Here is a 20,430-nt window from a genome sequence, read left to right on the forward strand (position 1 = left end):
TCATCGCCCCATGACCATCCCCAACGATATCCAGATCACCCCGGAACTCGTCGCCGCTCATGGCCTGAAGCCGGACGAATATCAGCGCATTCTGGATCTCATCGGTCGCGTGCCGAGCTTCACCGAACTCGGCATTTTTTCGGCCATGTGGAACGAGCACTGCTCCTACAAGTCCTCGAAGAAATGGCTGAAGACGCTGCCCACCACCGGTGCGGTCGTCATTCAGGGTCCGGGCGAAAATGCCGGCGTGGTCGATATCGGCGATGGCGAGACGGTCGTCTTCAAGATGGAAAGCCACAACCACCCGTCCTACATCGAGCCCTATCAGGGCGCTGCGACCGGCGTTGGCGGTATTCTGCGTGACGTATTCACCATGGGTGCCCGCCCGATTGCCGCAATGAACGCACTGCGCTTTGGCGCGCCGGATCATCCGCGCACCCGCCACCTCGTTGCCGGCGTCGTCGCCGGCGTCGGCGGTTACGGCAATTCCTTCGGCGTGCCGACAGTTGGCGGCGAAGTGGAATTCGACGCCCGCTATAACGGCAACATCCTCGTCAACGCCTTTGCCGCCGGTCTGGCAAGGGCCGATTCCATCTTCCTGTCGGAAGCTAAGGGCGTGGGCCTGCCGGTGGTCTATCTGGGCGCAAAGACCGGCCGTGACGGTGTCGGCGGCGCCACCATGGCATCCGCCGAATTCGACGAGAGCATCGAGGAAAAGCGCCCCACCGTTCAGGTCGGTGACCCCTTCACCGAAAAGTGCCTGCTGGAAGCCTGCCTCGAGCTGATGAAGACCGGCGCGGTCATCGCCATTCAGGACATGGGCGCGGCCGGCCTCACCTGCTCCGCCGTCGAAATGGGCGCCAAGGGCGACCTCGGCATCGAGCTTGTCCTTGACCAGGTGCCTGTGCGCGAAGAGCGCATGACCGCCTATGAAATGATGCTTTCGGAAAGCCAGGAGCGCATGCTCATGGTGTTGAAGCCGGAGAAGGAAGAGGAAGCCAAGGCGATCTTCGTCAAGTGGGGCCTCGACTTCGCCATCGTCGGCAAGACCACCGACGACCTGCGTTTCCGCGTCATTCATCAGGGCGAGGAAGTCGCCAACCTGCCGATCAAGGATCTGGGCGACCAGGCCCCTGAATACGACCGTCCGTGGATCGAGCCGAAGCCGGCGGCGAGCCTCGATCTCGCCTCCATTCCGGCGGGCGATGTCTCCGAGGGCCTGCTCAAGCTCGTCGGCTCCGCCAACAATTCCTCGCGCCGCTGGATTTACGAGCAGTATGACACGCTCATCCAGGGCAATTCGCTCCAGCTTCCGGGTGGCGATGCCGGCGTCGTACGCGTCGATACTCACCCCAGGAAGGCGCTTGCCTTCTCCTCCGACGTCACGCCGCGTTACGTCGAGGCCGATCCGTTCGAGGGCGGCAAGCAGGCGGTGGCCGAATGCTGGCGCAACATTACAGCAACGGGCGCCCTTCCGCTCGCTGCGACCGACAACCTTAACTTCGGCAATCCCGAGCGCCCGGAAATCATGGGGCAGCTCGTCTTCGCCATCAAGGGCATCGGCGAGGCCTGCCGCGCGCTGGATTTCCCGATCGTTTCGGGCAACGTGTCGCTCTACAACGAGACCAACGGTCAGGCCATTCTGCCCACCCCCACGATCGGTGGCGTTGGTCTTCTGGCGGACTGGTCGAAGATGGCGCGCATCCGCTTTGCGGCACAGGGCGAAGCCATCCTTCTCGCTGGCGCTCCGGCCAACTGGGGTTCTCATCTCGGCCAGTCGGTCTATCTGCGCGATGTGCTCGGCCGCATCGAAGGCCCTGCCCCGCATGTCGATCTGGCGCACGAAAAGAAGACCGGCGAATTCGTCCGCGCGCTCATTCAGGACGGTCTCGCAACTGCCGTTCACGATTGCTCGTCGGGCGGCCTCGGCCTTGCCGTCGCCGAAATGGCGATTGCTTCGGGTATCGGCGCGAAGATCTCGCCGCTCAACGGTGAAAACCCGATCGCCACCTTCTTCGGCGAAGACCAGGGCCGTTATGTCCTGACGATCAAGGAAGAGAACCTCGACACCGTTCAGGCGCGCGCCAGCGAAGCCGGCGTCTTCACGCCCTTCATCGGCCGCACCGGCGGTAACAGCGTCGTGCTTGGGGATGCGCGTCCTGTTTCAATTGAGGAATTGCGTTCGGCCCATGAATCGTGGTTCCCTGACTTCATGGAACGCGGCAAGCTTTGATCGCCGCGTTCCTCGCAATGAAGGAGGAACGACCATGCCCATGAAGCCCGGCGAAATCGAAGACATGATCAAATCCGGAATTCCCGGGGCGAAGGTGGTTATCCGCGACCTTGCCGGCGATGGCGACCACTATGCCGCGGAAGTCGTGGCTGAAGCCTTCCGGGGCAAGAGCCGCGTGCAGCAGCACCAGATGGTCTATGAAGCCCTCAGGGGCAATATGGGCGGCGTTCTGCACGCACTGGCGTTGCAGACATCCGCGCCCGAATAAAAAAGGCAAGCGAATGGCTGGTGTGATCGAGGATCTGGTATCCGGCGTCGTCAAGAGCGCCGTCTCCGAAATTCTGAAGAAGACGCGTTCAACGACCACGAAGCGCACCAAGCGTCGCACCCGGAAGGCCGCCAGCGGCGACCTTCTCGGTTCGATCATCGATGCGGCGCTCGGCAAGCCGGAAAAGAAAACGGTTCGCAAACCGGCCCGCAAGCAGGTGAGCCGCCGGCGCAGCGCCACCGCGCGCTCCAAGCAACGCAGCCGCTAAATTCGCTCCGCGCCAAAGCTGACATCTGGTAATTGCCGAATTCAGTGCTAATTATCGGACACAGGTGACTGCAGACAGCTTGTAGCCGTAAATCTGCAGTCGCGCTTGTTTTAACCCGTGCGGGCCTTGAAACCGCAAAGGCAGAGAGTGTTTCCCATGACCGCTATTCTCGACTTCATCGCCAACGAGATCAAGACCAACGACGTTGTCCTGTTCATGAAGGGCACGCCGCAGTTTCCGCAGTGTGGCTTCTCCGGCCAGGTCGTCCAGATCCTCGACTATCTCGGCGTTCCCTACAAGGGCATCAACGTGCTGGCAGATGGCGACATCCGCCAGGGCATCAAGGACTATTCCAACTGGCCGACCATTCCGCAGCTCTACATCAAGGGCGAGTTCATCGGCGGTTGCGATATCGTGCGCGAAATGTTCCAGAACGGCGAGCTTCAGACCCAGTTCGAGGAACAGGGCATCGCTGTTCGCGCGGCCTGAGAAGACAGTGCGCCTTTTCGGCGCCCGTCCATATTTTTTGCTTTTGAGAGGCGTTGCGTCACAGCAACGCCTTCTCGTCTTTAAGAGATTATTTCCGTGAACCATTCTCCCGAAAACGTTTCCCGACTCGGCCGCATGGGCAGGGCCGAATTCATCGCGATGATCGCGATGCTGATGGCGCTGAATGCGCTCGCCATCGACATCATGCTCCCCGGCCTGCAACAGATCGGCGCCACGCTTGGCGTGGAAAACGAGAACCATCGCCAGTATATCGTTTCCGCCTACCTCATCGGCTTCGGGTTGGCGCAACTCGTCTATGGGCCGCTAGCCGACCGGTTCGGCCGCCGCATTCCGCTGCTTGCCGGCCTTTCGATCTACATTATCGCCGCGATCTTCGGGGCGTTCATTCCCTCGTTCACCGCCCTGCTCGTGCTCCGCTTCATCCAGGGCCTGGGCGCGGCCTCGATGCGCGTCGTTACCGTTTCCATCGTGCGCGACATCTATGGCGGGCGGCAGATGGCCGAAGCCATGTCGCTGATCATGATGGTGTTCATGATCGTGCCGGTCATCGCGCCGGGCATCGGCCAGACGATTCTTCTGTTTGCCGACTGGCATACGATCTTCGTCTTCATGGCTGTTGCCGGTCTTGGCATCGCAGCCTGGACCCATCTGCGCCTTCCCGAAACGCTGTCTCCGTCCGATGTCAGGCCGTTCACCATCCGGTCCATCGCGACCGGCTTCAAGATCGTTCTGACGGATCGCATCGCGCTGAACTACACGCTGGCCAGCACCTTCATCTTCGGGGCGCTGTTCGGCTTTATCAACTCGGCACAGCAGATCTATACGCAGGTCTACGACCTCGGAAAACTGATGCCGATCGCCTTCGGCAGCGTGGCGCTGTTCATGTCGTTTTCCTCCTTCGTCAACGCGCGCATGGTGGGGCGCGTCGGCATGCGGCGGCTGTCACACGGCGCGCTCGTGGCGTTCCTGGCCATCAACTTCGTCTGGTTGATGATCGAGATTCTGGGACCTCGCCCCATGCCGTTCCCGTTGTTCATCTGTCTCTTCGCGATTTCGATGTTCATGTTCGGCTGGATTGGCGCGAACTTCAACTCGCTGGCCATGGAGCCGCTTGGCCATGTGGCGGGCACGGCCTCCTCCGTTCTCGGCTTCCTCAGCACGGTTGGCGGGGCATCCATCGGCGCGCTGATCGGGCAAGCCTTCGATGGTACGGCGCTGCCGCTGATCGCCGGTTTCTTCGTCGTCTCACTGATCGGCTTCGTCTTCGTGATGATTGCGGAAAAGGGAAAGCTCTTCCAGCCGCACAACCAGCGGCACTGAACGAAAAAGGGGCGCTTGAAGCGCCCCCTTTTTCCTCAGATGGTGAAGACTTCCCGCCGCAAGATTTCCCAACTTTCGCGATCAGGCGTTACAAGCAGGCCACCGGCTGTGTGATGCGGGCGGTAGGCGGAACCATCGAAGCGAGAGGCATAGGCACCGGCCTCCTGGGCAATCAGCACGCCGGGCAGATGATCCCAAGGCATCAGCTTGTTATACATCAGATAATGCGCGAAGCCGCCGACGAAGGCGCGGTATTCGACCGCCGCGCAACGGTAACTCATGGCATAGCGCACCTTGGCGAGATTGCTCAGGATCTCCGGCTTTACATCGGCTGGCAGAAAGCCGGTGGAGGCCATGCCGATCATCTGGGCGAGCGGCACGGGGTCGGCCACCTTCAGGCGCTGGGAAGACCCGTCCGGACGTTTGAGAACGGCCCCGGCCCCCTTTTCCGCGATCAGCCAGTCGTCGCCCAGCGGATCGTGGATGATGGCGGCAACGGTTTCACCATTTTCTACGACGGCGGCCATGACGCCGAACGCACCGATACCGGACGCAAAGTTATAGGTGCCGTCGATGGGGTCGACCACAACGGCCTTCTCCACATCAGCCAGACGCGCCAGCAGCGCGGGATCAGCGGCGACCGACTCCTCTCCGACAAAAAGGCTACCCGGCGCGAGGCGCGAGACCTCAGCCTTGATCATGCGCTCGGCAGCTTCATCCGCATCCGTCACCAGATCGCTGGCCTCGGACTTGGCGCGAATGTCACCATCGCCCAGCCTGCGGAAGCGCGGCAGGATCTCCGCCTTGGCGGCATCGCGCAAGAGGTTGGCAAGGGCTTCGACGTCGATGCTGGCGGCCATGGTCATTCGTCCTTCGGTGTGGTGGAAATTCCGGAGAAATCGAACAGCGCGGGATCGAGCAGATGCGAGGGGTTCACATGGCCAAGGGCGCGCAGCATGCGCTCCTTGCGGCCCGGCATGCGTCGTTCCATCTCCGCCAGCATGTCCTTCATCGCATTGCGTTGCAGCCCGTCCTGCGAGCCACAGAGGTCGCAGGGAATGATCGGAAAGCGCATCGCTTCCGCAAATTTCGCGAGATCGTCCTCCGCCGCATAGGCCAGTGGCCTGAGTACGGTCAGATCGCCTTCATCGTTCATCAGTTTCGCCGGCATCGCCGCCAGTCGGCCACCATGGAAAAGGTTCATGAAGAAGGTTTCGAGGATGTCCTCGCGATGATGGCCGAGCACGAGCGCATCACACCCTTCTTCACGGGCAATGCGGTAGAGATTGCCGCGCCGAAGCCGCGAACAGAGCGAGCAATAGGTCGCGCCCTCCGGCATCTTCTCCTTCACGATGGAATAGGTATCGCGATACTCGATCCGGTGGGACACACCGATGGACGTCAGGTATTCCGGCAGGATGTGCTTCGGAAAATTCGGCTGACCCTGATCGAGATTGCAGGCGATGAGATCGACCGGCAACAGGCCGCGCCATTTGAGATCGAGCAACAGGGCGAGAAGACCGTAACTGTCCTTGCCACCGGAAAGCGCGACCAGCCAGCGTTTCTGGCCCTTCAGCATGGAGAAATCCTCCATGGCCTGCCGCACCTGCCGAAGCAGACGCTTGCGCAGCTTGTTGAAGGACACGGAACGCGGCGCATCGGCAAAGAGCGGATGGACGGGCGCACCGTCATCCGCTTCGGGCGTCAGGTCGTCCGGTTCGGTCAGAACGTTCAAAAGCGTTGCCTCCTGCTTTCCGTTACGCAATGCCCTTCCGGCCCGGCAATATCAAGAGCCGAAGACGGACCAGCCGGTTTTCTGGGCGATCAGTTCGAGGGCTGCCGAGCCGAGTGCGGAATTGCCGACCTTGTTCAGCCCCGGTGACCACACGGCAATCGCCGCATCGCCGGGTGCAATCGCCATGATGCCGCCGCCGACACCGCTCTTGCCCGGCAGGCCGACATGATAGGCAAAGTCGCCGGAGCCATCATAGTGGCCGCAGGTGAGCATCAGTGCATTGATGCGCCGCGCCCGTTTCGGCGAAACCACGGAATGGCCCGTCAGCGGATTGACGCCGCGATTGGCGAGGTAAAGCCCTGCACGGGCCAATTGCTGGCAGGTCATAGACAGCGCGCACTGGTGGAAATAGACGCCGAGAACCTGTTCCACCGGATGATCGAGATTACCAAAAGCGCGCATGAAATTGGCGAGCGCGAAATTACGATAGCCCGTCGCCGTCTCGGATTTGGCAACCGTATTGTCGATGGAGATCGTCTCGTCGTCGGCAACATAGCGAATGAAGCGCAGCAGCTCGCCAATAGCTTCCTTCGGTTGATGACCTGCCAGAACCACATCCGCCACCGCAATCGCTCCGGCGTTGATGAAGGGGTTGCGCGGAATGCCGCTCTCATGCTCGAGCTGGACAATCGAGTTGAAGGCAGAGCCGGAGGGCTCGCGGCCCACACGCTTCCATATACCCTCGCCCACCTTGCCGAGCGCCAGCGTCAGCATGAAAACCTTGGAAATACTCTGGATGGAGAAAGGCGTCGCTGCATCACCGGCGACATAAAGCTCGCCGCTGACCGTGGCCACTGCAATGCCGAGCTGGTTCGGCGGCACCTTGGCAAGCTCGGGAATGTAATCCGCCACCTTGCCTTCACCGATGCGCGGCGTCAGCTCGGAGTAAACCTGATCGACAATTGCCTGCATATCCATTGTGCGACTCGTTCTTTGACCCTGTTCTCCATAACAAAAAAGCCGCCCCGAAGGGCGGCTTTCGAAACCAAATCCCGAGGGATTAGCGCGAATAGAATTCGACGACCAGGTGCGGTTCCATGACGACGGCATAGGGCACGTCAGACAGGGTCGGAACGCGAACGAAGGTTGCAACCATCTTGTTGTGGTCGACTTCGATGTAGTCCGGAACGTCACGTTCAGCGAGAGCAACCGATTCGAGAACGGTCACGAGCTGCTTGGACTTCTGGCGAACTTCGATCACGTCGCCGGCCTTGCAACGGTAGGAACCGATGTTGACGCGGACGCCGTTGACCGTGACGTGGCCGTGGTTCACGAACTGACGGGCAGCGAAGACCGTCGGGACGAACTTGGCGCGGTAGACGATCGCGTCCAGACGCGACTCGAGCAGGCCGATCAGGTTTTCGGAGGTGTCGCCCTTGCGGCGGTTGGCCTCTTCATAGGTGGCGCGGAACTGCTTTTCACGCAGGTCGCCGTAGTAGCCCTTGAGCTTCTGCTTGGCGCGGAGCTGAACACCGAAGTCGGACAGCTTGCCCTTGCGGCGCTGACCGTGCTGGCCCGGGCCGTATTCGCGACGGTTCACCGGGGACTTCGGACGGCCCCAGATGTTTTCGCCCATGCGGCGGTCAATTTTGTACTTGGACGAAGAACGCTTGCTCATCGTATTTCCTCAAATAAAAGTGGGCCGGCACGTTTCCATACCGGCAAGGAAACACGCCCTCCTCTGAACCCTATCGGGCTCTGACAGGTTTCTCACGAAAAGCGAACGGAGAAGCCACGGGACATGTCAGTGAAACACCGGGCGTTTCCGTCCGGCGTTGGCGCGGTGAATAGTAGATCGAAAGCACCTTGTCAACGCGAGAAATTACTTGACGAAACACTAATTGGTTGCATAATTCACCGAAACAACAATAGGTGGAACATGGCTCCGATCGTCGACGCAACGCCCGCTCCGCACTCTGCCAAAGCACTTACCCTGCCCTCCCGGATAGTCATCGGTGCATTGGGAGGCTTTGCAGCCGTTGCATCAAAGCTTCTCGGCTTCGACCAGAAGGTGATCGCAGCCTTTCTTGACAGCGGGCTTCCGGAAGAGGCCGGAGCGATCAAGGTTTTACTTCTGGTACATGCGCCGATCCTGATCATCCTAGGCGCCATCGTGGCTGCGGTTGTGGATGAAACGGTCAAACTCAAACTGTTCGCCATCGGCGTCTCGGCGCCGGCAGTGCTTACCCCATGGCTTGCGAACGGCCCAGTGGTGGACCTGACCGAAAAGCTTAACCAGACCTCGGCGGGCCTGTTCATCTCGAATGCCTATGCCGACGACCCTTCGGCCGGCACCACCACACAAACGAACGGACTGGGCTATATTTTCGGCGTCGCGCCCGAGCCGCGTTATCGGGTGGTGGTGGGTTCCTACACTACAATTGATGCTGCAATTGCCGCAGCGGAGAAGATGAAAAGCGAGGTTCCGGACATCGACATTTATGTGGGCGAGAAACGTCCGGGCAACGATAACTATCCTGTCGTTGTCGGCGGAGAGAATGACTTCCTGCCCTACAGTGACGCCAAAGCCCTCAAGAGCCAGGTCGACGCAGAAAAAGATGTGTTCGTCAACGGGAGCTATTACTCCTCCTACGACTTCCCAGTCCACCAGGAAATCAAGTGACACATGGCGATGCGAACATGAAATGAGCGCCTCCTCCCATTCCCGTCCAATGTCGGCCACGGTATAGCTTGCTCTTCCTGCAAGTGAATCGGATAAAGCCATGACCGACACCGTTCTCGACCGCCTGCTTCGCTATGTCGTCATCGACACCCAGTCGGACGCCTCGTCTTCCGCCCAGCCTTCCACCGAAAAGCAGAAGGATCTCGGGCGGGTTCTGGAAAAGGAGTTGCTGGCGCTTGGCCTGACCGACGCGCATCTCGACGAGCATGGCAACGTCTATGCCACGATCCCGGCCAATGTCGACAAGCCGGTCCCGGTGATCTGCTTCTGCTCGCATATGGATACGGCTCCGGATTTTACCGGCACCAATGTCAGGCCGCAACTCGTCAGGAACTATCAGGGCGGCGACATCCAGCTTGTCGGCGATCCGTCGCGTGTGATCCGCGTCACCGAGCACCCCGACCTTAACGACCAGATCGGCCACGATATCGTTACAACAGACGGCACGACGCTGCTGGGTGCCGACGACAAGGCGGGCATCGCCGAGATCATGACGGCTGCGGCCGCAATTCTCGCCGACCCCTCGATCAGGCATGGCGCGATCAAGATCCTCTTCACCACCGACGAGGAAATCGGCCGCGGCGCCGACAAGGTGGACCTGAAGAAGCTCGGCGCGGCTTTCGGCTACACGATGGACGGCGGTCGGATTGGCGAGATCGAGGACGAGACCTTTTCGGCCGATGGCGTGGTGATCGACATCACCGGCGTGGCCATGCATCCGGGCTATGCGAAGGACCGGATGGAGAATGCCATCAAGATTGCCGGCGATATCATTAGCCGGCTACCGAAAGAGCTTTCACCGGAGACGACCGAGGGCAAGGCCGGTTTTATCCATCCCGTCGGCGTGACCGGCGCCATGGAAAGCGCGAAACTCACCTTCATCATCCGCGACTTCACGGAGGAGGGCCTGAAGGCAAAGGAGGCGCTTCTGAAGGGTATTGCCGACGAGGTCATCGCGCTTTATCCGCGCTCTTCCCTCACCTTTACCGTGAAGGAACAATATCGCAACATGAAGGTGGTGCTCGATCAGTATCCTGACGTGGTGGACAACCTCGTCGAAGCCGTCCGCCGGGTCGGCCTCACGCCCGAACGCCACAGCATTCGCGGCGGCACGGATGGCTCGCGCCTGTCCTTCATGGGGCTGCCCTGCCCGAACATTTACACCGGCGGCCACGCTTATCACTCGCCACTGGAATGGGTGAGCGTACAGGACATGGAGATGTCGGTGAAGACGATCATCGAGCTGGTGAAGGTCTGGGAAGAGAGGACGGCGGGCTGAAGCCCACCGTCACCGCACGCGGATCAAAGCCGGGCGAGAAGCTCGGCTTTTTTCGTCTGGAATTCGTCATCCGTCAGAATGCCCTTGGCATGAAGGGCGGCGATGCGTTCGATCTTCTCGAAGACATCATCCGCGGAGATGGCCGGCGCTGCGGCAACGACCGGAGCCTGAACCGACGCTTCAACGAACGGCGCGGGAGCGGGAACAAACACGGGTTCCGGCACATAGGCTGTGACCGGAGGCTCGTAGGCCGGGGCGGCCTGTACCGGCGGCGTTGCCGCGTTGACGCCGGAAATGATCGGCAGGTCGGCAACGCGCACCAGACCATATTGGGAAGTAAACGTCAGGCTCTGGTCGCCGCCCTGCTGCTGCGAAAAGCCGCCGATGCTGTGATCGCCGGTGTCATAGACCGTAACGCTGCCGCCGAGATCAATGGCGAGGCGGCGCGTGGCGGGGAAGAAGGCGTAGCGCAGATTGTTCTGCGCGCCCGTGGAAGCCGGGAAGCCGAGATCCTGCGGCCACCAGTTGCCCGAGGACAGGGAGCCCGGCACGAACAGGCTGGTGCCGCCACCGTTGTTCCAGCTTTGCTGGCTGCCATAACCACCGCCCTGCGATTGCGACTGGAACGAACTTGAGGCCTGCATGAGCCCGCTGGTGGAGCGCACCAGGTTGGAAAGCTCGGTGCAGAGCGCATCGACGCGCGCCTTCAGGCTGTTGTTGAACATGTCTCCGACCATGGTCATACCACCAAGCGACCATTGACCCATGCCGCCGAGATCGGGATGGTTGAACTGGGCCTGATTGCCCTGCCCGGCCATGACGGCCATCAGCAGATGTTCAACAGCGCCGAAACTGACGCCGTGGCGGTTGGCGATCTCGCTCAGGCGCTGGCGGCCCTCTTCACTCAGTTGCTGCATCATGCGCGTCCTTCTGTTGGGGCCCGGCGGCGTTCCGGCCAAGGCCGGAGCGAAACGGTTGCCCACGCCTTAGCATGGACACCTACCCCATGATAGGCCGCAGATGCAGCATGATTACGACGCTTCACTCCGCCGCGTCGGTGGCCACGGCTTCCTCGTCCGGCCCGTCGGCATTGCCCGGCGCGGTCTCGGCATCGAGATCCGGGAAGGCGACAATGCGCTTGCCCGTGAAATCGGTATGGGCAACCGCCAGCCCCTGCTCCTCGAAGTAGCCGATCAGGCGGCGGGCGCGGCGGGCGGAATGGGTGCCATAGGCGCGGGCAATGCGGGCGTCGGACGGACAGGGCTCCTTGCGCAGCGCCGCCTTGGCCAGCAGCAGGAAAACGCCCTGCAGATCATCGGACACGCGGCGGGAAAGATCGAGCGCCGTCTGCCAGCCTTCGCTGGCCGCCGTCTCCTCATCCACGCCCGAGCGCGTAATCGCCACCCGACGACGGAACTCGGAAAGCGACAGGGGTGGTCCCGGCAGACGACGCATGCGGGCGCGCACCAGAAAGTCCTGGTACAGAACAGAATCCGTGCGGAACGCCGCTTGCGGGTCGTCGATGATTTCGGAGAGCACCGTGGAAAGGCGCGCTTCACGCTCCTCCGGTGAAAGCTCCGGCTGGCCGGACGAGCGGGCAGTTTCAGCCTGCGGCGCTGTCGCCACCGGCGTAGCGCGGGAGAGTTCGGCAAGAATATCGACGGTCGGGCGCGGCGCGGGTGTGAGGCGGCGCGGTGTCAGCGGGCGGGTGAATTCTTCCGGATCGGGCGTGAAAATCAGGTCTTCCACATCCTCGCGGCTTTCCGGCAGAGGCATCAGCTTGGGGCTCGAAGAGCGCGCCGAGGTTTCCACCGGGCCGATGGCGATCGGCAACGGGCGACGCGACAGCGCCGGACCGAGCGCGACGAAATTGCCGCGCTTCAGATCGCGGAACATTTCCGCCTGCCGCCGGTCGAGACCAAGCAGATCGGCAGCACGGGCCATGTCGATATCGAGAAAGGTGCGCCCCATGAGGAAGTTCGAGGCTTCAGCCGCAACATTCTTGGCGAGCTTCGCCAGCCGCTGGGTAGCGATGACGCCCGCCAGACCGCGCTTTCTGCCTCGGCACATCAGGTTGGTCATGGCGGAAAGCGACACCTTGCGGGCATCGTCGGATACGTCGCCGGCAGCGGCCGGCGCAAACATCTGCGCTTCATCCACTACAACCAGAACCGGGAACCAGTATTCGCGGTCGGCATCGAACAGGCCATTGAGGAACGAGGCGGCAGCGCGCATCTGATCCTCGACCTCCAGACCTTCCAGCGTCAGAACGCAGGACACGCGGTGCTGGCGGATGCGGTTGGCGATGCCAACCAGTTCAGCCTCCGTGCGCTCGCCATCCACGACGAGATGGCCGTATTTATCGGCCAGTGTGACGAAGTCGCCTTCAGGATCGATGATGACCTGCTGCACCCACTCGGCCGATTGCTCCAGCAGACGGCGCAGGAGATGCGACTTGCCCGAGCCGGAATTGCCCTGAACGAGAAGGCGGGTTGCCAGAAGCTCCTCGATATCGAGACGTGCCTGCTGGCCGCCCGAGACCGTTCCCATGTCGATTCCGACCTGCAATTCCGTATCACTCCCCGTGAAAGTCACCGAATACGCCCGAAGCGGGAATCGCTTCGCTGAAGGATTATAGGCTACAGGCAACGGTAAAGCGGGGTTTTATCAGGAAATCGCCATCCCTCACCCACGCTTCACGGGAATTCACAGATCATTTCACCCGAAGCGCCGTCATGATGCGCCCGCCGAAAACATTGAGAACCAGTCCAAGGGCAATCAAGGCCGCTCCAATGGTCTCCACGCCCGACACGCGCTCATGGAACACGATGGCCGCGCTTGCCATGCCAACGACCGGAACGAGAAGCGAGAACGGGGCGACTACCGCTGCCGGGTAACGCGCCATCAGGAAGCTCCATATGCTGGCGCCGATCAACGTCGCACCGAACACCAGATAGGCGATGGAGCCGATGGCTGCGGGCGATGGCGATGACGCGGCGGCCCAGATCGCTTCCGGCCCCTCCACGATCCACGACAGGGCAAACAACGGCACGATGGGCACGAGGCTTGTCCAGACGATGAAGGCGATAGGATCGACCTTGCTGACACCTCTGTTGACGATGTTGGCCGCTGCCCATGACAGCGCGGCGCCAACGCACATCAACAGAGGCACAAAGGCAGTTGCGGCGTGCATGCGGTCAACGGCGATGACACCCAGTCCACCGAAGGCAACGGCAGCGCCGAAAATGCGGGCCGGCCCCGCCTTTTCTCCGAGAAGAACCGCCGCGAGAACCATGGTGAAGAACGCCTGCACCTGCAGAACAAGCGAAGCAAGCCCCGCCGGCAAGCCCAGTTTGAGCGCGGGAAACAGCAGGGCAAACTGGCCGAAACCGATCGTCATGCCGAAGAGGATGATCGTCTTCCATGGGACGTCCGGCTTGCGAAAGAACAGAATGAACGGCAGCGACGAAAAAACGTAACGCATCGATGACAGAAACAGCGGCGGCACATCGCTGACGCCTAGCTTGATAACGACGAAATTGAAGCCCCACAGCACGACATTGACGAGGGCAAGCAGGATATGGGGCAGACTCATTTCATTCTCCGCGACGGACAGAGGTCGAAAGTAATCTCCCTTGCACGCGACAAACAGCGAATCCTGTTTCTGCCGCCATGAAAAATATTGATATATCGATATATCGCGACACTGATGACGTCGTTACGCCCTCAAGCCGAAGCCCTGCATCAACCGACGCGTGGCGAAATCGGGATTGCCGGACGTGAAGATCGCGAAGTCCTGATCCTCGGGGTGCTGGAGCGCATCGCGGACGAAAGGCACGAGACGCCGGGCCTGCCGGGCAATCGCCTCGGCCGGGTCGAGCCAGTCCACCGGCCAGGGCGCATATTTGCGGAAGAGATTGGCCATGAAGGGATAATGCGTGCAGGCCAGCACGACGATATCCGTGCGTCGCCCGTCCTTCTCGATGAAGCAGGGCAGAATTTCCGCCTTCACCGCTTCCTCCGAAACCGGCTCACCGCGAATATAGGCTTCCGCCATGCGGGCCAGGTTTTCCGAACCGACAAGCCGCACATGGCACTGGCTGGCAAAGGACTGGATGAGATCGCGGGTATAGGCGCGCTTCACCGTGCCGGGCGTGGCGAGAACCGAAACGAGGCCGGAGCGGGTGCGTTCCGCGGCCGGCTTGATGGCCGGAACCGTGCCGACGAAGGTCATGTCCGGAAAAGCTTCCCGGAGTGCTGCACCCGCCAGCGTGAAGGCGGTGTTGCAGGCGATGATGCAAAGCTCGGGTGCTTGCTCCGCCAAAAGCCGGGCAAAGAGCGCGATGATTCGCTCCTGAAGCGCCCCCTCCTCCCAGCCTCCGTAAGGGAAGCCGGCATCGTCCGCTACGTAAATGAAACCGCGCTCTGGCATCAGGACGCGCGCCTCGCGCAGCACCGTAAGGCCGCCAATACCGGAATCGAAGACCAGAACGGGCTTCAGGTCAGTCCTGTTCGTTGCGGGAGACGTCGCCGCCGTCATGTTCGCCATCCTCGGTGGAAAACGCCGCCGGAACGGAAGGCGCCCTTGTGCCGCGCGGATTCTTGCGGGAAAACCGGTCCAGAGAGGAAATCACCCCGCGCAGCACGCTGATTTCCTGCTCGCTGAAGGCGGGCCGGGACAGAACAGCCCGGAGGTTGTCCATCATTTTCGGCTTTTTTCCGGCGGGGCGAAAATAACCGCGCGAATCGAGCGCCTCTTCCAACTGCTCGACCATGCCGAAAAGCTGTTCCTTGGTGGCGGGGGTCTGGTCCGGCGCCTGAAACAGCGTGGCCGTTACATCCTCCATGCCGGATTTCATCCACTCATAGGACATCAAAAGCACCGCCTGGGCGATGTTGAGCGAGGCAAAGGCCGGATTGACCGGGAAAGTGACGATCTCGTCCGCCAGTGCCACTTCCTCATTGGAAAGACCCCAGCGCTCGCGACCGAAGAGGATGCCCGTCGCTTCGCCAGCCTTGAAGCGGGCACGCAAAGCGGTCGTCGCCTCGACGGGCGAGGCCACACGCTTGAAGCCGTCACGCAACCGCGCCGTGGTGGCATAGACGAAGTTCAGGTCTGCGATCGCCTCTTCCAGCGTATCGAACACTTTCGTCGCGTCGATCACATGATCGGCCTTGGAGGCCGCCGCGCGCGCCTTCTCGTTCGGCCAGCCATCACGCGGGTTCACCAGCCTGAGTTCAACGAGGCCGAAATTGGCCATGGCGCGGGCCACCATGCCGATATTCTCGCCGAGTTGCGGCTCCACGAGCACGATGACCGGCCCCTCGCGGAGAAGTTCAAGCTCGCTGTTCGTTCCTGCCATGCCTCTTGCCTCTTTCTGGTCTTCGGCGTTCCCTGACAAGATCAGCCGCAAAAATCAAGCAAGACGCGGCAAAAGCCTCACTCTTCCTGCGCGATGATGGCTTTCAGCTCTTCGATCACGGAATCGCGCTCGCCATCGGCAACATGGTGAATGTCACGAATCACGGCCTTGCCGTCTTCCTGCACCACATCGAAATGGACTTCGGAAACGAGGTTCTTGGTGTCGGCGTTGTCTTCGCAGGCCCATAGCCGGAAGCTGACGGCAACATCGGAAACACCATCCTTCTCGCCGGCCAGCGCGATCTTCACATCCTGCAGCGGGCAACCATCCTGCGAATTGGTCACCACGTCATAGTCGAAGGGATCGACAGGCTCTTCGCTTTCGAAGATCTTCGCCGCTTTTTCGGAAGCCTTCTTGTAAAGCTCCACCAGTTCCTTGGTGTACAGCCGGTTCAGGCGATCGCCTTCGAAAATGCCCTTCCATTCATCGACGGAGTCGGACCAGTTGGTCACGGTGACATCCATCACTTCCTTGACCGGCGCAACGGGATCGGGGCTTTGCGCCGCGACCGGCGCCGCAAGCGTGACGAAACCGGCCACGAAGAGAGAAAAGGCCAAGCGCATGGGAAATCGACTCCTAAAGGGCGTGATGCTTTAAAGCATATCGCGCAAAAGTGTGCGGCGGTTTTGCGTCCACGACTTGCACGAACTGAAAGATTTGAAACAGGGCGCGAATCTGAAAGATAGCGACCGCCGTGGCGCACAATATCCGCAGATCGGCGTTTGGCAATCGGAAACCTCAAGGCGCTTTTTCATGGCTGATTCTCGCAAAAAGAGGGCCAAAAAAGGGTTCAACGCTTTGCGATACGATTTCCCGGTGCTATAGGCGCACGGGACTTTATTTCAAAGGCGCGGAACACCTCCGTTCCGGTTCATTACGGTGAGGACTTCATGGCAAAGATCAAGGTTGCAAATCCGGTCGTCGATCTCGACGGCGACGAAATGACCCGCATTATCTGGCAGCTCATCAAGGACAAGCTGATCCTGCCTTATCTCGATCTTGACATCGAATATTACGACCTTTCCGTCGAAAACCGCGATGCCACGAACGACCAGGTCACGGTCGATGCCGCCAATGCCATCAAGAAACACGGCGTCGGCATCAAGTGCGCCACGATCACGCCGGACGAAGCCCGCGTGAAGGAATTCAACCTCAAGGAAATGTGGAAGTCTCCAAACGGCACGATCCGCAACATCCTCGGCGGCGTCATCTTCCGCGAACCGATCATCTGCAAGAACGTTCCGCGTCTGGTTCCGGGCTGGACCAAGCCGATCGTCGTCGGCCGCCACGCCTTCGGCGACCAGTACAAGGCAACCGACTTCAAGTTCCCCGGCAAGGGCACCCTGTCGATCAAGTTCGTCGGTGAAGACGGCGCTGTGATCGAAAAGGAAGTCTACAAGGCTCCGGGCGCTGGCGTTGCCATGGCCATGTACAACCTCGACGAATCGATCCGCGAATTCGCCCGCGCATCCATGATGTACGGCCTGATGCGCAAGTGGCCGGTCTACCTCTCCACGAAGAACACCATCCTGAAGGCCTATGACGGCCGCTTCAAGGACATCTTCGAAGAAGTCTACCAGACCGAGTTCAAGGCCCAGTTCGACGAAATCGGCATTGTCTACGAACACCGCCTGATCGACGACATGGTCGCCTCCGCCCTGAAGTGGTCCGGCGGCTATGTCTGGGCCTGCAAGAACTACGATGGCGACGTGCAGTCCGATACGGTTGCGCAGGGCTTCGGTTCGCTCGGCCTGATGACCTCCGTTCTCCTTTCGCCCGATGGCCGCACGGTGGAAGCCGAAGCCGCCCACGGCACGGTGACGCGCCACTACCGCCAGCACCAGAAGGGTCAGGAAACCTCGACCAACTCGATCGCCTCGATCTTCGCCTGGACGCGTGGCCTCGCCCACCGCGCCAAGCTGGACGACAACGCCGAACTCGCCAAGTTCGCGACCACGCTGGAGCGTGTCTGCGTCGACACCGTCGAGTCCGGCTTCATGACCAAGGATCTGGCGCTTCTGATCGGTCCCGATCAGCCGTGGCTCTCCACGACCGCCTTCCTCGACAAGATCGATGAAAACCTGCAGAAGGCCATGGCCGCCTGAGGTTCGATCCCGGATCGAAAATGACCGTCGCCCGCGATGCAAATCGCGGGCGATTTTCGTTAGGGCGCTTGCAAGTTCGTGAGCGCCCAACTAGAACATAAAAAGAACATTTGGGAGAGGATCATGCCGGAACTGCTGCTCTACAGTAACCCGATGTCGCGCGGTCGCATCGCGCGCTGGATGCTTGAAGAAATTGGCCAACCCTATCGGATGGAGACGCTGGCTTGGGGTGCGCCGATGAAGAGCCCCGCCTTTCTGGCGCTCAACCCCATGGGCAAGGTTCCCGTTCTCGTTCATGGCAATGCCGTGGTCAGTGAAACCGCCGCCATCTGCGCCTATCTCGGCGACACCTTTTCGGAAGCAGGCCTTGCACCACGCATGAACACCGAGCGGGCCGCCTATTATCGGTGGCTTTTCTTCACCGCGGGCCCCCTTGAAGCCGCCATCACGAACCGGGCCTTCAATTGCGAGCCGCCGGAGGAAAAGTCGCGCGCAGTGGGTTACGGCACGTTCAACGATGTCATGAATGCTCTTGAAGTCGCTGTCAGCACGACGGCCTATATCGCCGGCGACCGCTTCACGGCGGCCGATGTCTATGTTGGGGGGCAGATCCAGTTCGGCTTGCAGTTCGGCACGCTTGAGAAGAAACCCGCCTTTCTGGCCTACTGGGATCGCCTCAAGAGCCGTCCCGCCTATCTGCGCGCGGCCGACCTGGACAACGCTGCAGCGGAAGCCATGAAGCCGTGACCTTTTGACATATCAATGATCGAACCATTGCGCCAAATGCACGACTCATTATGCATTAAGGGGTAGTGTTTCTCATTCCAGCAACGGGCGCGACCTCGAGAGGCCGCGCCTTCCGCAGTACGAAGGGCATGCGCATGATCGACGTGCTTTTGCCAAAGCTTGTTTCCGTCTTTCGCGAAGGATACGACGCCAGTCGCCTGAAAGCCGATGCCCTGGCGGGGCTTACGGTTGCCATCGTGGCACTGCCGCTCTCCATGGCGATTGCGATTGCCTCGGGCGTAGGACCGGACCGGGGGCTCTATACGGCCATTGTCGGTGGCTTTCTCGTATCGTTGTTCGGCGGCAGCCGTCACCAGATCGGCGGACCGGCGGGCGCCTTCATCGTTCTGGTCTCGGCCACCGTTGCCCGGCAGGGCATCGACGGGTTGATACTCGCAGTGTTCATCTCGGGCGTACTGCTGATCGCCGCCGGTTATCTTCGCCTCGGAAAATACATCAAGTTCATCCCCTACCCGGTTACGGTCGGCTTCACCGCCGGTATTGCTGTCATCATCTTTGCCAGCCAGCTTTCCGAGCTGTTCGGCCTGACGTTACCGGGCAAGGAGCCGGGGCCGCTGGTCGAGAAACTGGAGGCGCTGGCGGGCGCAGCGGGAACCTTCAACCTTCCCTCCTTCGGCATCGCGCTCATCACCATCCTCATCATCGCGCTCATCAAGCAATACCGGCCGAACTGGCCAAGCCTTCTTATCGCTGTTTGCGCAGCCTCCGTCTTCGCAACCATCCTGTCGCTTCCCGTCGCCACTGTCGGGAGCCGCTTCGGCGGCATTCCAGGCAGTCTGCCCTCACCGGCCTTGCCCACCTTCTCGCTCGACAAGCTGATCGCCGTCTTTCCGGATGCGATCGCCTTCACCTTGCTCGGTGCCATCGAATCCCTGCTGTCGGCCGTTGTGGCCGACGGCATGACCGGGCGGCGCCACCGCTCCAGCATGGAGCTGATCGGCCAAGGGGTCGCCAATATGGGCTCGGCCGTCTTTGGAGGTATATGCGTCACCGGCACTATTGCCCGCACCGCCACCAATGTGCGCGCCGGTGGTACAAGCCCCGTCGCCGGCATGTTGCATGCGGTCTTCCTGCTGCTGTTCATGCTCGTTGCAGCACCGCTTGCCAGCTACATACCGCTTGCCGCCCTTGCCGGCGTTCTGGCCATCGTATCCTGGAACATGATCGAGAAGCCGGCGATCGCCGCACTTCTCAAAGGTAGCCGCGGCGAGGCCGTGGTGCTGGTCGTAACCTTCCTGTTCGTGATTTTCCGGGACCTGACGGAAGGCATCATCGTGGGTTTCGCCCTCGGTGCCGTTCTCTTCATAGACCGCATGGGCAAAACCATCCGCGTCGATATAGAGGATGCAGAGGATGAGGAAGCGCCGGTTGACAACACGGACCGCGACACGGTCGTCTATCACATCAACGGCGCCTTCTTTTTCGGCGCGGCTGCCACCGTCGGTTCGGTGCTCGACCGCATAGCAGCGCGCTACCGGAACTTCGTCCTCGACTGCTCCGGCATTTCCCTGATGGATTCCACCGGCGCAAATGTCATCGAGGGGCTGGTGAACAAGGCCGAGCGAAGCGGCATTGCAATCTACATCGCCGGTGCCGCGCCCGAGTTGCGCAGACTTCTCGAAACCCACGAGATCCACGAGCCGCGCGTTTCCTTCACAACGGATGTGAACACCGCGAAGAGCATGGCCCGCGCCCGGCGCAGCCAGGCGGCCTGCTGACACGAAAAAGCCGGCGAACAT

At 60.9% G+C, this 20,430-nt stretch carries 20 protein-coding genes; 10 read left to right on the plus strand and 10 right to left on the minus strand.

Going from position 1 to position 20,430, the window contains the following annotated elements; all coding sequences use genetic code 11:
* Nucleotides 1–10: 10 nt before the first annotated feature.
* From purL to GGQ66_RS05495, 5 genes are all read left to right on the plus strand, one after another.
* Complete coding sequence (gene purL, locus GGQ66_RS05475) at nt 11–2,233, plus strand: phosphoribosylformylglycinamidine synthase subunit PurL (protein WP_183790230.1); 2,223 nt, start codon at nt 11–13, stop codon at nt 2,231–2,233.
* Between the two features lie 34 nt (nt 2,234–2,267).
* On the plus strand, nt 2,268–2,501 hold the full coding sequence (locus GGQ66_RS05480) for a BolA/IbaG family iron-sulfur metabolism protein (protein WP_183790232.1): 234 nt from the start codon (nt 2,268–2,270) through the stop codon (nt 2,499–2,501).
* Between the two features lie 13 nt (nt 2,502–2,514).
* Nucleotides 2,515–2,769, plus strand: coding sequence for a hypothetical protein (locus GGQ66_RS05485; protein ID WP_183790234.1), 255 nt, complete (start codon nt 2,515–2,517; stop codon nt 2,767–2,769).
* Between the two features lie 156 nt (nt 2,770–2,925).
* Nucleotides 2,926–3,258: a Grx4 family monothiol glutaredoxin gene (gene grxD / locus GGQ66_RS05490; RefSeq protein WP_183790236.1), complete on the plus strand. Its 333-nt coding sequence runs from the start codon at nt 2,926–2,928 to the stop codon at nt 3,256–3,258.
* 135 nt (nt 3,259–3,393) lie between these two features.
* On the plus strand, nt 3,394–4,599 hold the full coding sequence (locus GGQ66_RS05495) for a multidrug effflux MFS transporter (RefSeq protein WP_183790361.1): 1,206 nt from the start codon (nt 3,394–3,396) through the stop codon (nt 4,597–4,599).
* 35 nt (nt 4,600–4,634) lie between these two features.
* Here GGQ66_RS05495 and GGQ66_RS05500 read toward each other — a convergent pair whose 3' ends face one another.
* The 4 genes from GGQ66_RS05500 to rpsD all read right to left on the minus strand — a co-directional run bounded on the left by GGQ66_RS05500 (nt 4,635) and on the right by rpsD (nt 8,012).
* A complete protein-coding gene (locus GGQ66_RS05500) occupies nt 4,635–5,459 on the minus strand; it encodes an inositol monophosphatase family protein (protein ID WP_183790238.1) in 825 nt (274 codons plus the stop codon).
* 2 nt (nt 5,460–5,461) lie between these two features.
* On the minus strand, nt 5,462–6,334 hold the full coding sequence (gene ttcA, locus GGQ66_RS05505) for a tRNA 2-thiocytidine(32) synthetase TtcA (protein WP_183790240.1): 873 nt from the start codon (nt 6,332–6,334) through the stop codon (nt 5,462–5,464).
* A gap of 51 nt (nt 6,335–6,385) precedes the next feature.
* Nucleotides 6,386–7,312, minus strand: a complete 927-nt coding sequence (locus GGQ66_RS05510; protein ID WP_183790242.1) for a glutaminase — start codon at nt 7,310–7,312, stop codon at nt 6,386–6,388.
* An 82-nt stretch (nt 7,313–7,394) separates the two neighbouring features.
* Nucleotides 7,395–8,012 (minus strand): 30S ribosomal protein S4, encoded by a 618-nt coding sequence (gene rpsD, locus GGQ66_RS05515; protein WP_183790250.1) that lies wholly within the window; start codon nt 8,010–8,012, stop codon nt 7,395–7,397.
* A gap of 261 nt (nt 8,013–8,273) precedes the next feature.
* On the opposite strand from rpsD, the gene GGQ66_RS05520 reads away from it, so the two are divergent.
* Nucleotides 8,274–9,017, plus strand: a complete 744-nt coding sequence (locus GGQ66_RS05520) for a hypothetical protein (RefSeq protein WP_183790252.1) — start codon at nt 8,274–8,276, stop codon at nt 9,015–9,017.
* 100 nt (nt 9,018–9,117) lie between these two features.
* Nucleotides 9,118–10,356: a peptidase T gene (gene pepT / locus GGQ66_RS05525; RefSeq protein WP_183790254.1), complete on the plus strand. Its 1,239-nt coding sequence runs from the start codon at nt 9,118–9,120 to the stop codon at nt 10,354–10,356.
* Nucleotides 10,357–10,379: 23 nt separating this feature from the next.
* Here the strand turns inward: pepT and GGQ66_RS05530 are convergent, their stop codons facing one another.
* The 6 genes from GGQ66_RS05530 to GGQ66_RS05555 all read right to left on the minus strand — a co-directional run bounded on the left by GGQ66_RS05530 (nt 10,380) and on the right by GGQ66_RS05555 (nt 16,342).
* Nucleotides 10,380–11,273 carry an SHOCT domain-containing protein gene (locus tag GGQ66_RS05530; protein WP_183790363.1) on the minus strand — a complete coding sequence of 298 codons (894 nt, stop codon included), beginning with the start codon at nt 11,271–11,273 and terminating at the stop codon, nt 10,380–10,382.
* Nucleotides 11,274–11,397: 124 nt separating this feature from the next.
* On the minus strand, nt 11,398–12,924 hold the full coding sequence (locus tag GGQ66_RS05535; protein ID WP_183790256.1) for a helicase HerA domain-containing protein: 1,527 nt from the start codon (nt 12,922–12,924) through the stop codon (nt 11,398–11,400).
* 145 nt (nt 12,925–13,069) lie between these two features.
* A complete protein-coding gene (locus GGQ66_RS05540) occupies nt 13,070–13,951 on the minus strand; it encodes an EamA family transporter (RefSeq protein ID WP_183790258.1) in 882 nt (293 codons plus the stop codon).
* Nucleotides 13,952–14,074: 123 nt separating this feature from the next.
* Nucleotides 14,075–14,896 (minus strand): glutamate racemase, encoded by an 822-nt coding sequence (gene murI, locus GGQ66_RS05545; protein WP_183790260.1) that lies wholly within the window; start codon nt 14,894–14,896, stop codon nt 14,075–14,077.
* Entirely contained in the window at nt 14,859–15,719 is an 861-nt protein-coding gene (locus tag GGQ66_RS05550) for an RNA methyltransferase (RefSeq protein ID WP_183790261.1), read from the minus strand. The genes murI and GGQ66_RS05550 overlap by 38 nt, the downstream gene beginning before the upstream one ends.
* A 77-nt stretch (nt 15,720–15,796) precedes the next feature.
* Nucleotides 15,797–16,342, minus strand: coding sequence for a hypothetical protein (locus tag GGQ66_RS05555; RefSeq protein WP_210287185.1), 546 nt, complete (start codon nt 16,340–16,342; stop codon nt 15,797–15,799).
* A 327-nt stretch (nt 16,343–16,669) separates the two neighbouring features.
* Here GGQ66_RS05555 and GGQ66_RS05560 point away from each other — a divergent pair, with 327 nt between their 5' ends.
* The 3 genes from GGQ66_RS05560 (at nt 16,670) to GGQ66_RS05570 (ending at nt 20,409) form a co-directional block, all read left to right on the plus strand.
* Nucleotides 16,670–17,884 (plus strand): NADP-dependent isocitrate dehydrogenase, encoded by a 1,215-nt coding sequence (locus GGQ66_RS05560; protein WP_183790263.1) that lies wholly within the window; start codon nt 16,670–16,672, stop codon nt 17,882–17,884.
* A 123-nt stretch (nt 17,885–18,007) separates the two neighbouring features.
* Nucleotides 18,008–18,631 (plus strand): glutathione S-transferase family protein, encoded by a 624-nt coding sequence (locus GGQ66_RS05565; protein ID WP_183790265.1) that lies wholly within the window; start codon nt 18,008–18,010, stop codon nt 18,629–18,631.
* 134 nt (nt 18,632–18,765) lie between these two features.
* Entirely contained in the window at nt 18,766–20,409 is a 1,644-nt protein-coding gene (locus GGQ66_RS05570) for a SulP family inorganic anion transporter (RefSeq protein WP_183790267.1), read from the plus strand.
* Nucleotides 20,410–20,430: the final 21 nt, after the last annotated feature.

This window comes from Allorhizobium borbori (assembly GCF_014196535.1).
Classification (GTDB): domain Bacteria; phylum Pseudomonadota; class Alphaproteobacteria; order Rhizobiales; family Rhizobiaceae; genus Ectorhizobium; species Ectorhizobium borbori.

Coding starts and splice junctions, on each gene's coding strand:
- purL (WP_183790230.1), top strand. CDS start 11: ATGACCATCCCCAACGATATCCAGATCACCCCGGAACTCGTCGCCGCT.
- GGQ66_RS05480 (WP_183790232.1), top strand. CDS start 2,268: ATGCCCATGAAGCCCGGCGAAATCGAAGACATGATCAAATCCGGAATT.
- GGQ66_RS05485 (WP_183790234.1), top strand. CDS start 2,515: ATGGCTGGTGTGATCGAGGATCTGGTATCCGGCGTCGTCAAGAGCGCC.
- grxD (WP_183790236.1), top strand. CDS start 2,926: ATGACCGCTATTCTCGACTTCATCGCCAACGAGATCAAGACCAACGAC.
- GGQ66_RS05495 (WP_183790361.1), top strand. CDS start 3,394: ATGGGCAGGGCCGAATTCATCGCGATGATCGCGATGCTGATGGCGCTG.
- GGQ66_RS05500 (WP_183790238.1), bottom strand. CDS start 5,459: ATGGCCGCCAGCATCGACGTCGAAGCCCTTGCCAACCTCTTGCGCGAT.
- GGQ66_RS05510 (WP_183790242.1), bottom strand. CDS start 7,312: ATGGATATGCAGGCAATTGTCGATCAGGTTTACTCCGAGCTGACGCCG.
- rpsD (WP_183790250.1), bottom strand. CDS start 8,012: ATGAGCAAGCGTTCTTCGTCCAAGTACAAAATTGACCGCCGCATGGGC.
- GGQ66_RS05520 (WP_183790252.1), top strand. CDS start 8,274: ATGGCTCCGATCGTCGACGCAACGCCCGCTCCGCACTCTGCCAAAGCA.
- pepT (WP_183790254.1), top strand. CDS start 9,118: ATGACCGACACCGTTCTCGACCGCCTGCTTCGCTATGTCGTCATCGAC.
- GGQ66_RS05530 (WP_183790363.1), bottom strand. CDS start 11,273: ATGCAGCAACTGAGTGAAGAGGGCCGCCAGCGCCTGAGCGAGATCGCC.
- GGQ66_RS05540 (WP_183790258.1), bottom strand. CDS start 13,951: ATGAGTCTGCCCCATATCCTGCTTGCCCTCGTCAATGTCGTGCTGTGG.
- murI (WP_183790260.1), bottom strand. CDS start 14,896: ATGACGGCGGCGACGTCTCCCGCAACGAACAGGACTGACCTGAAGCCC.
- GGQ66_RS05550 (WP_183790261.1), bottom strand. CDS start 15,719: ATGGCAGGAACGAACAGCGAGCTTGAACTTCTCCGCGAGGGGCCGGTC.
- GGQ66_RS05555 (WP_210287185.1), bottom strand. CDS start 16,342: ATGCGCTTGGCCTTTTCTCTCTTCGTGGCCGGTTTCGTCACGCTTGCG.
- GGQ66_RS05560 (WP_183790263.1), top strand. CDS start 16,670: ATGGCAAAGATCAAGGTTGCAAATCCGGTCGTCGATCTCGACGGCGAC.
- GGQ66_RS05565 (WP_183790265.1), top strand. CDS start 18,008: ATGCCGGAACTGCTGCTCTACAGTAACCCGATGTCGCGCGGTCGCATC.
- GGQ66_RS05570 (WP_183790267.1), top strand. CDS start 18,766: ATGATCGACGTGCTTTTGCCAAAGCTTGTTTCCGTCTTTCGCGAAGGA.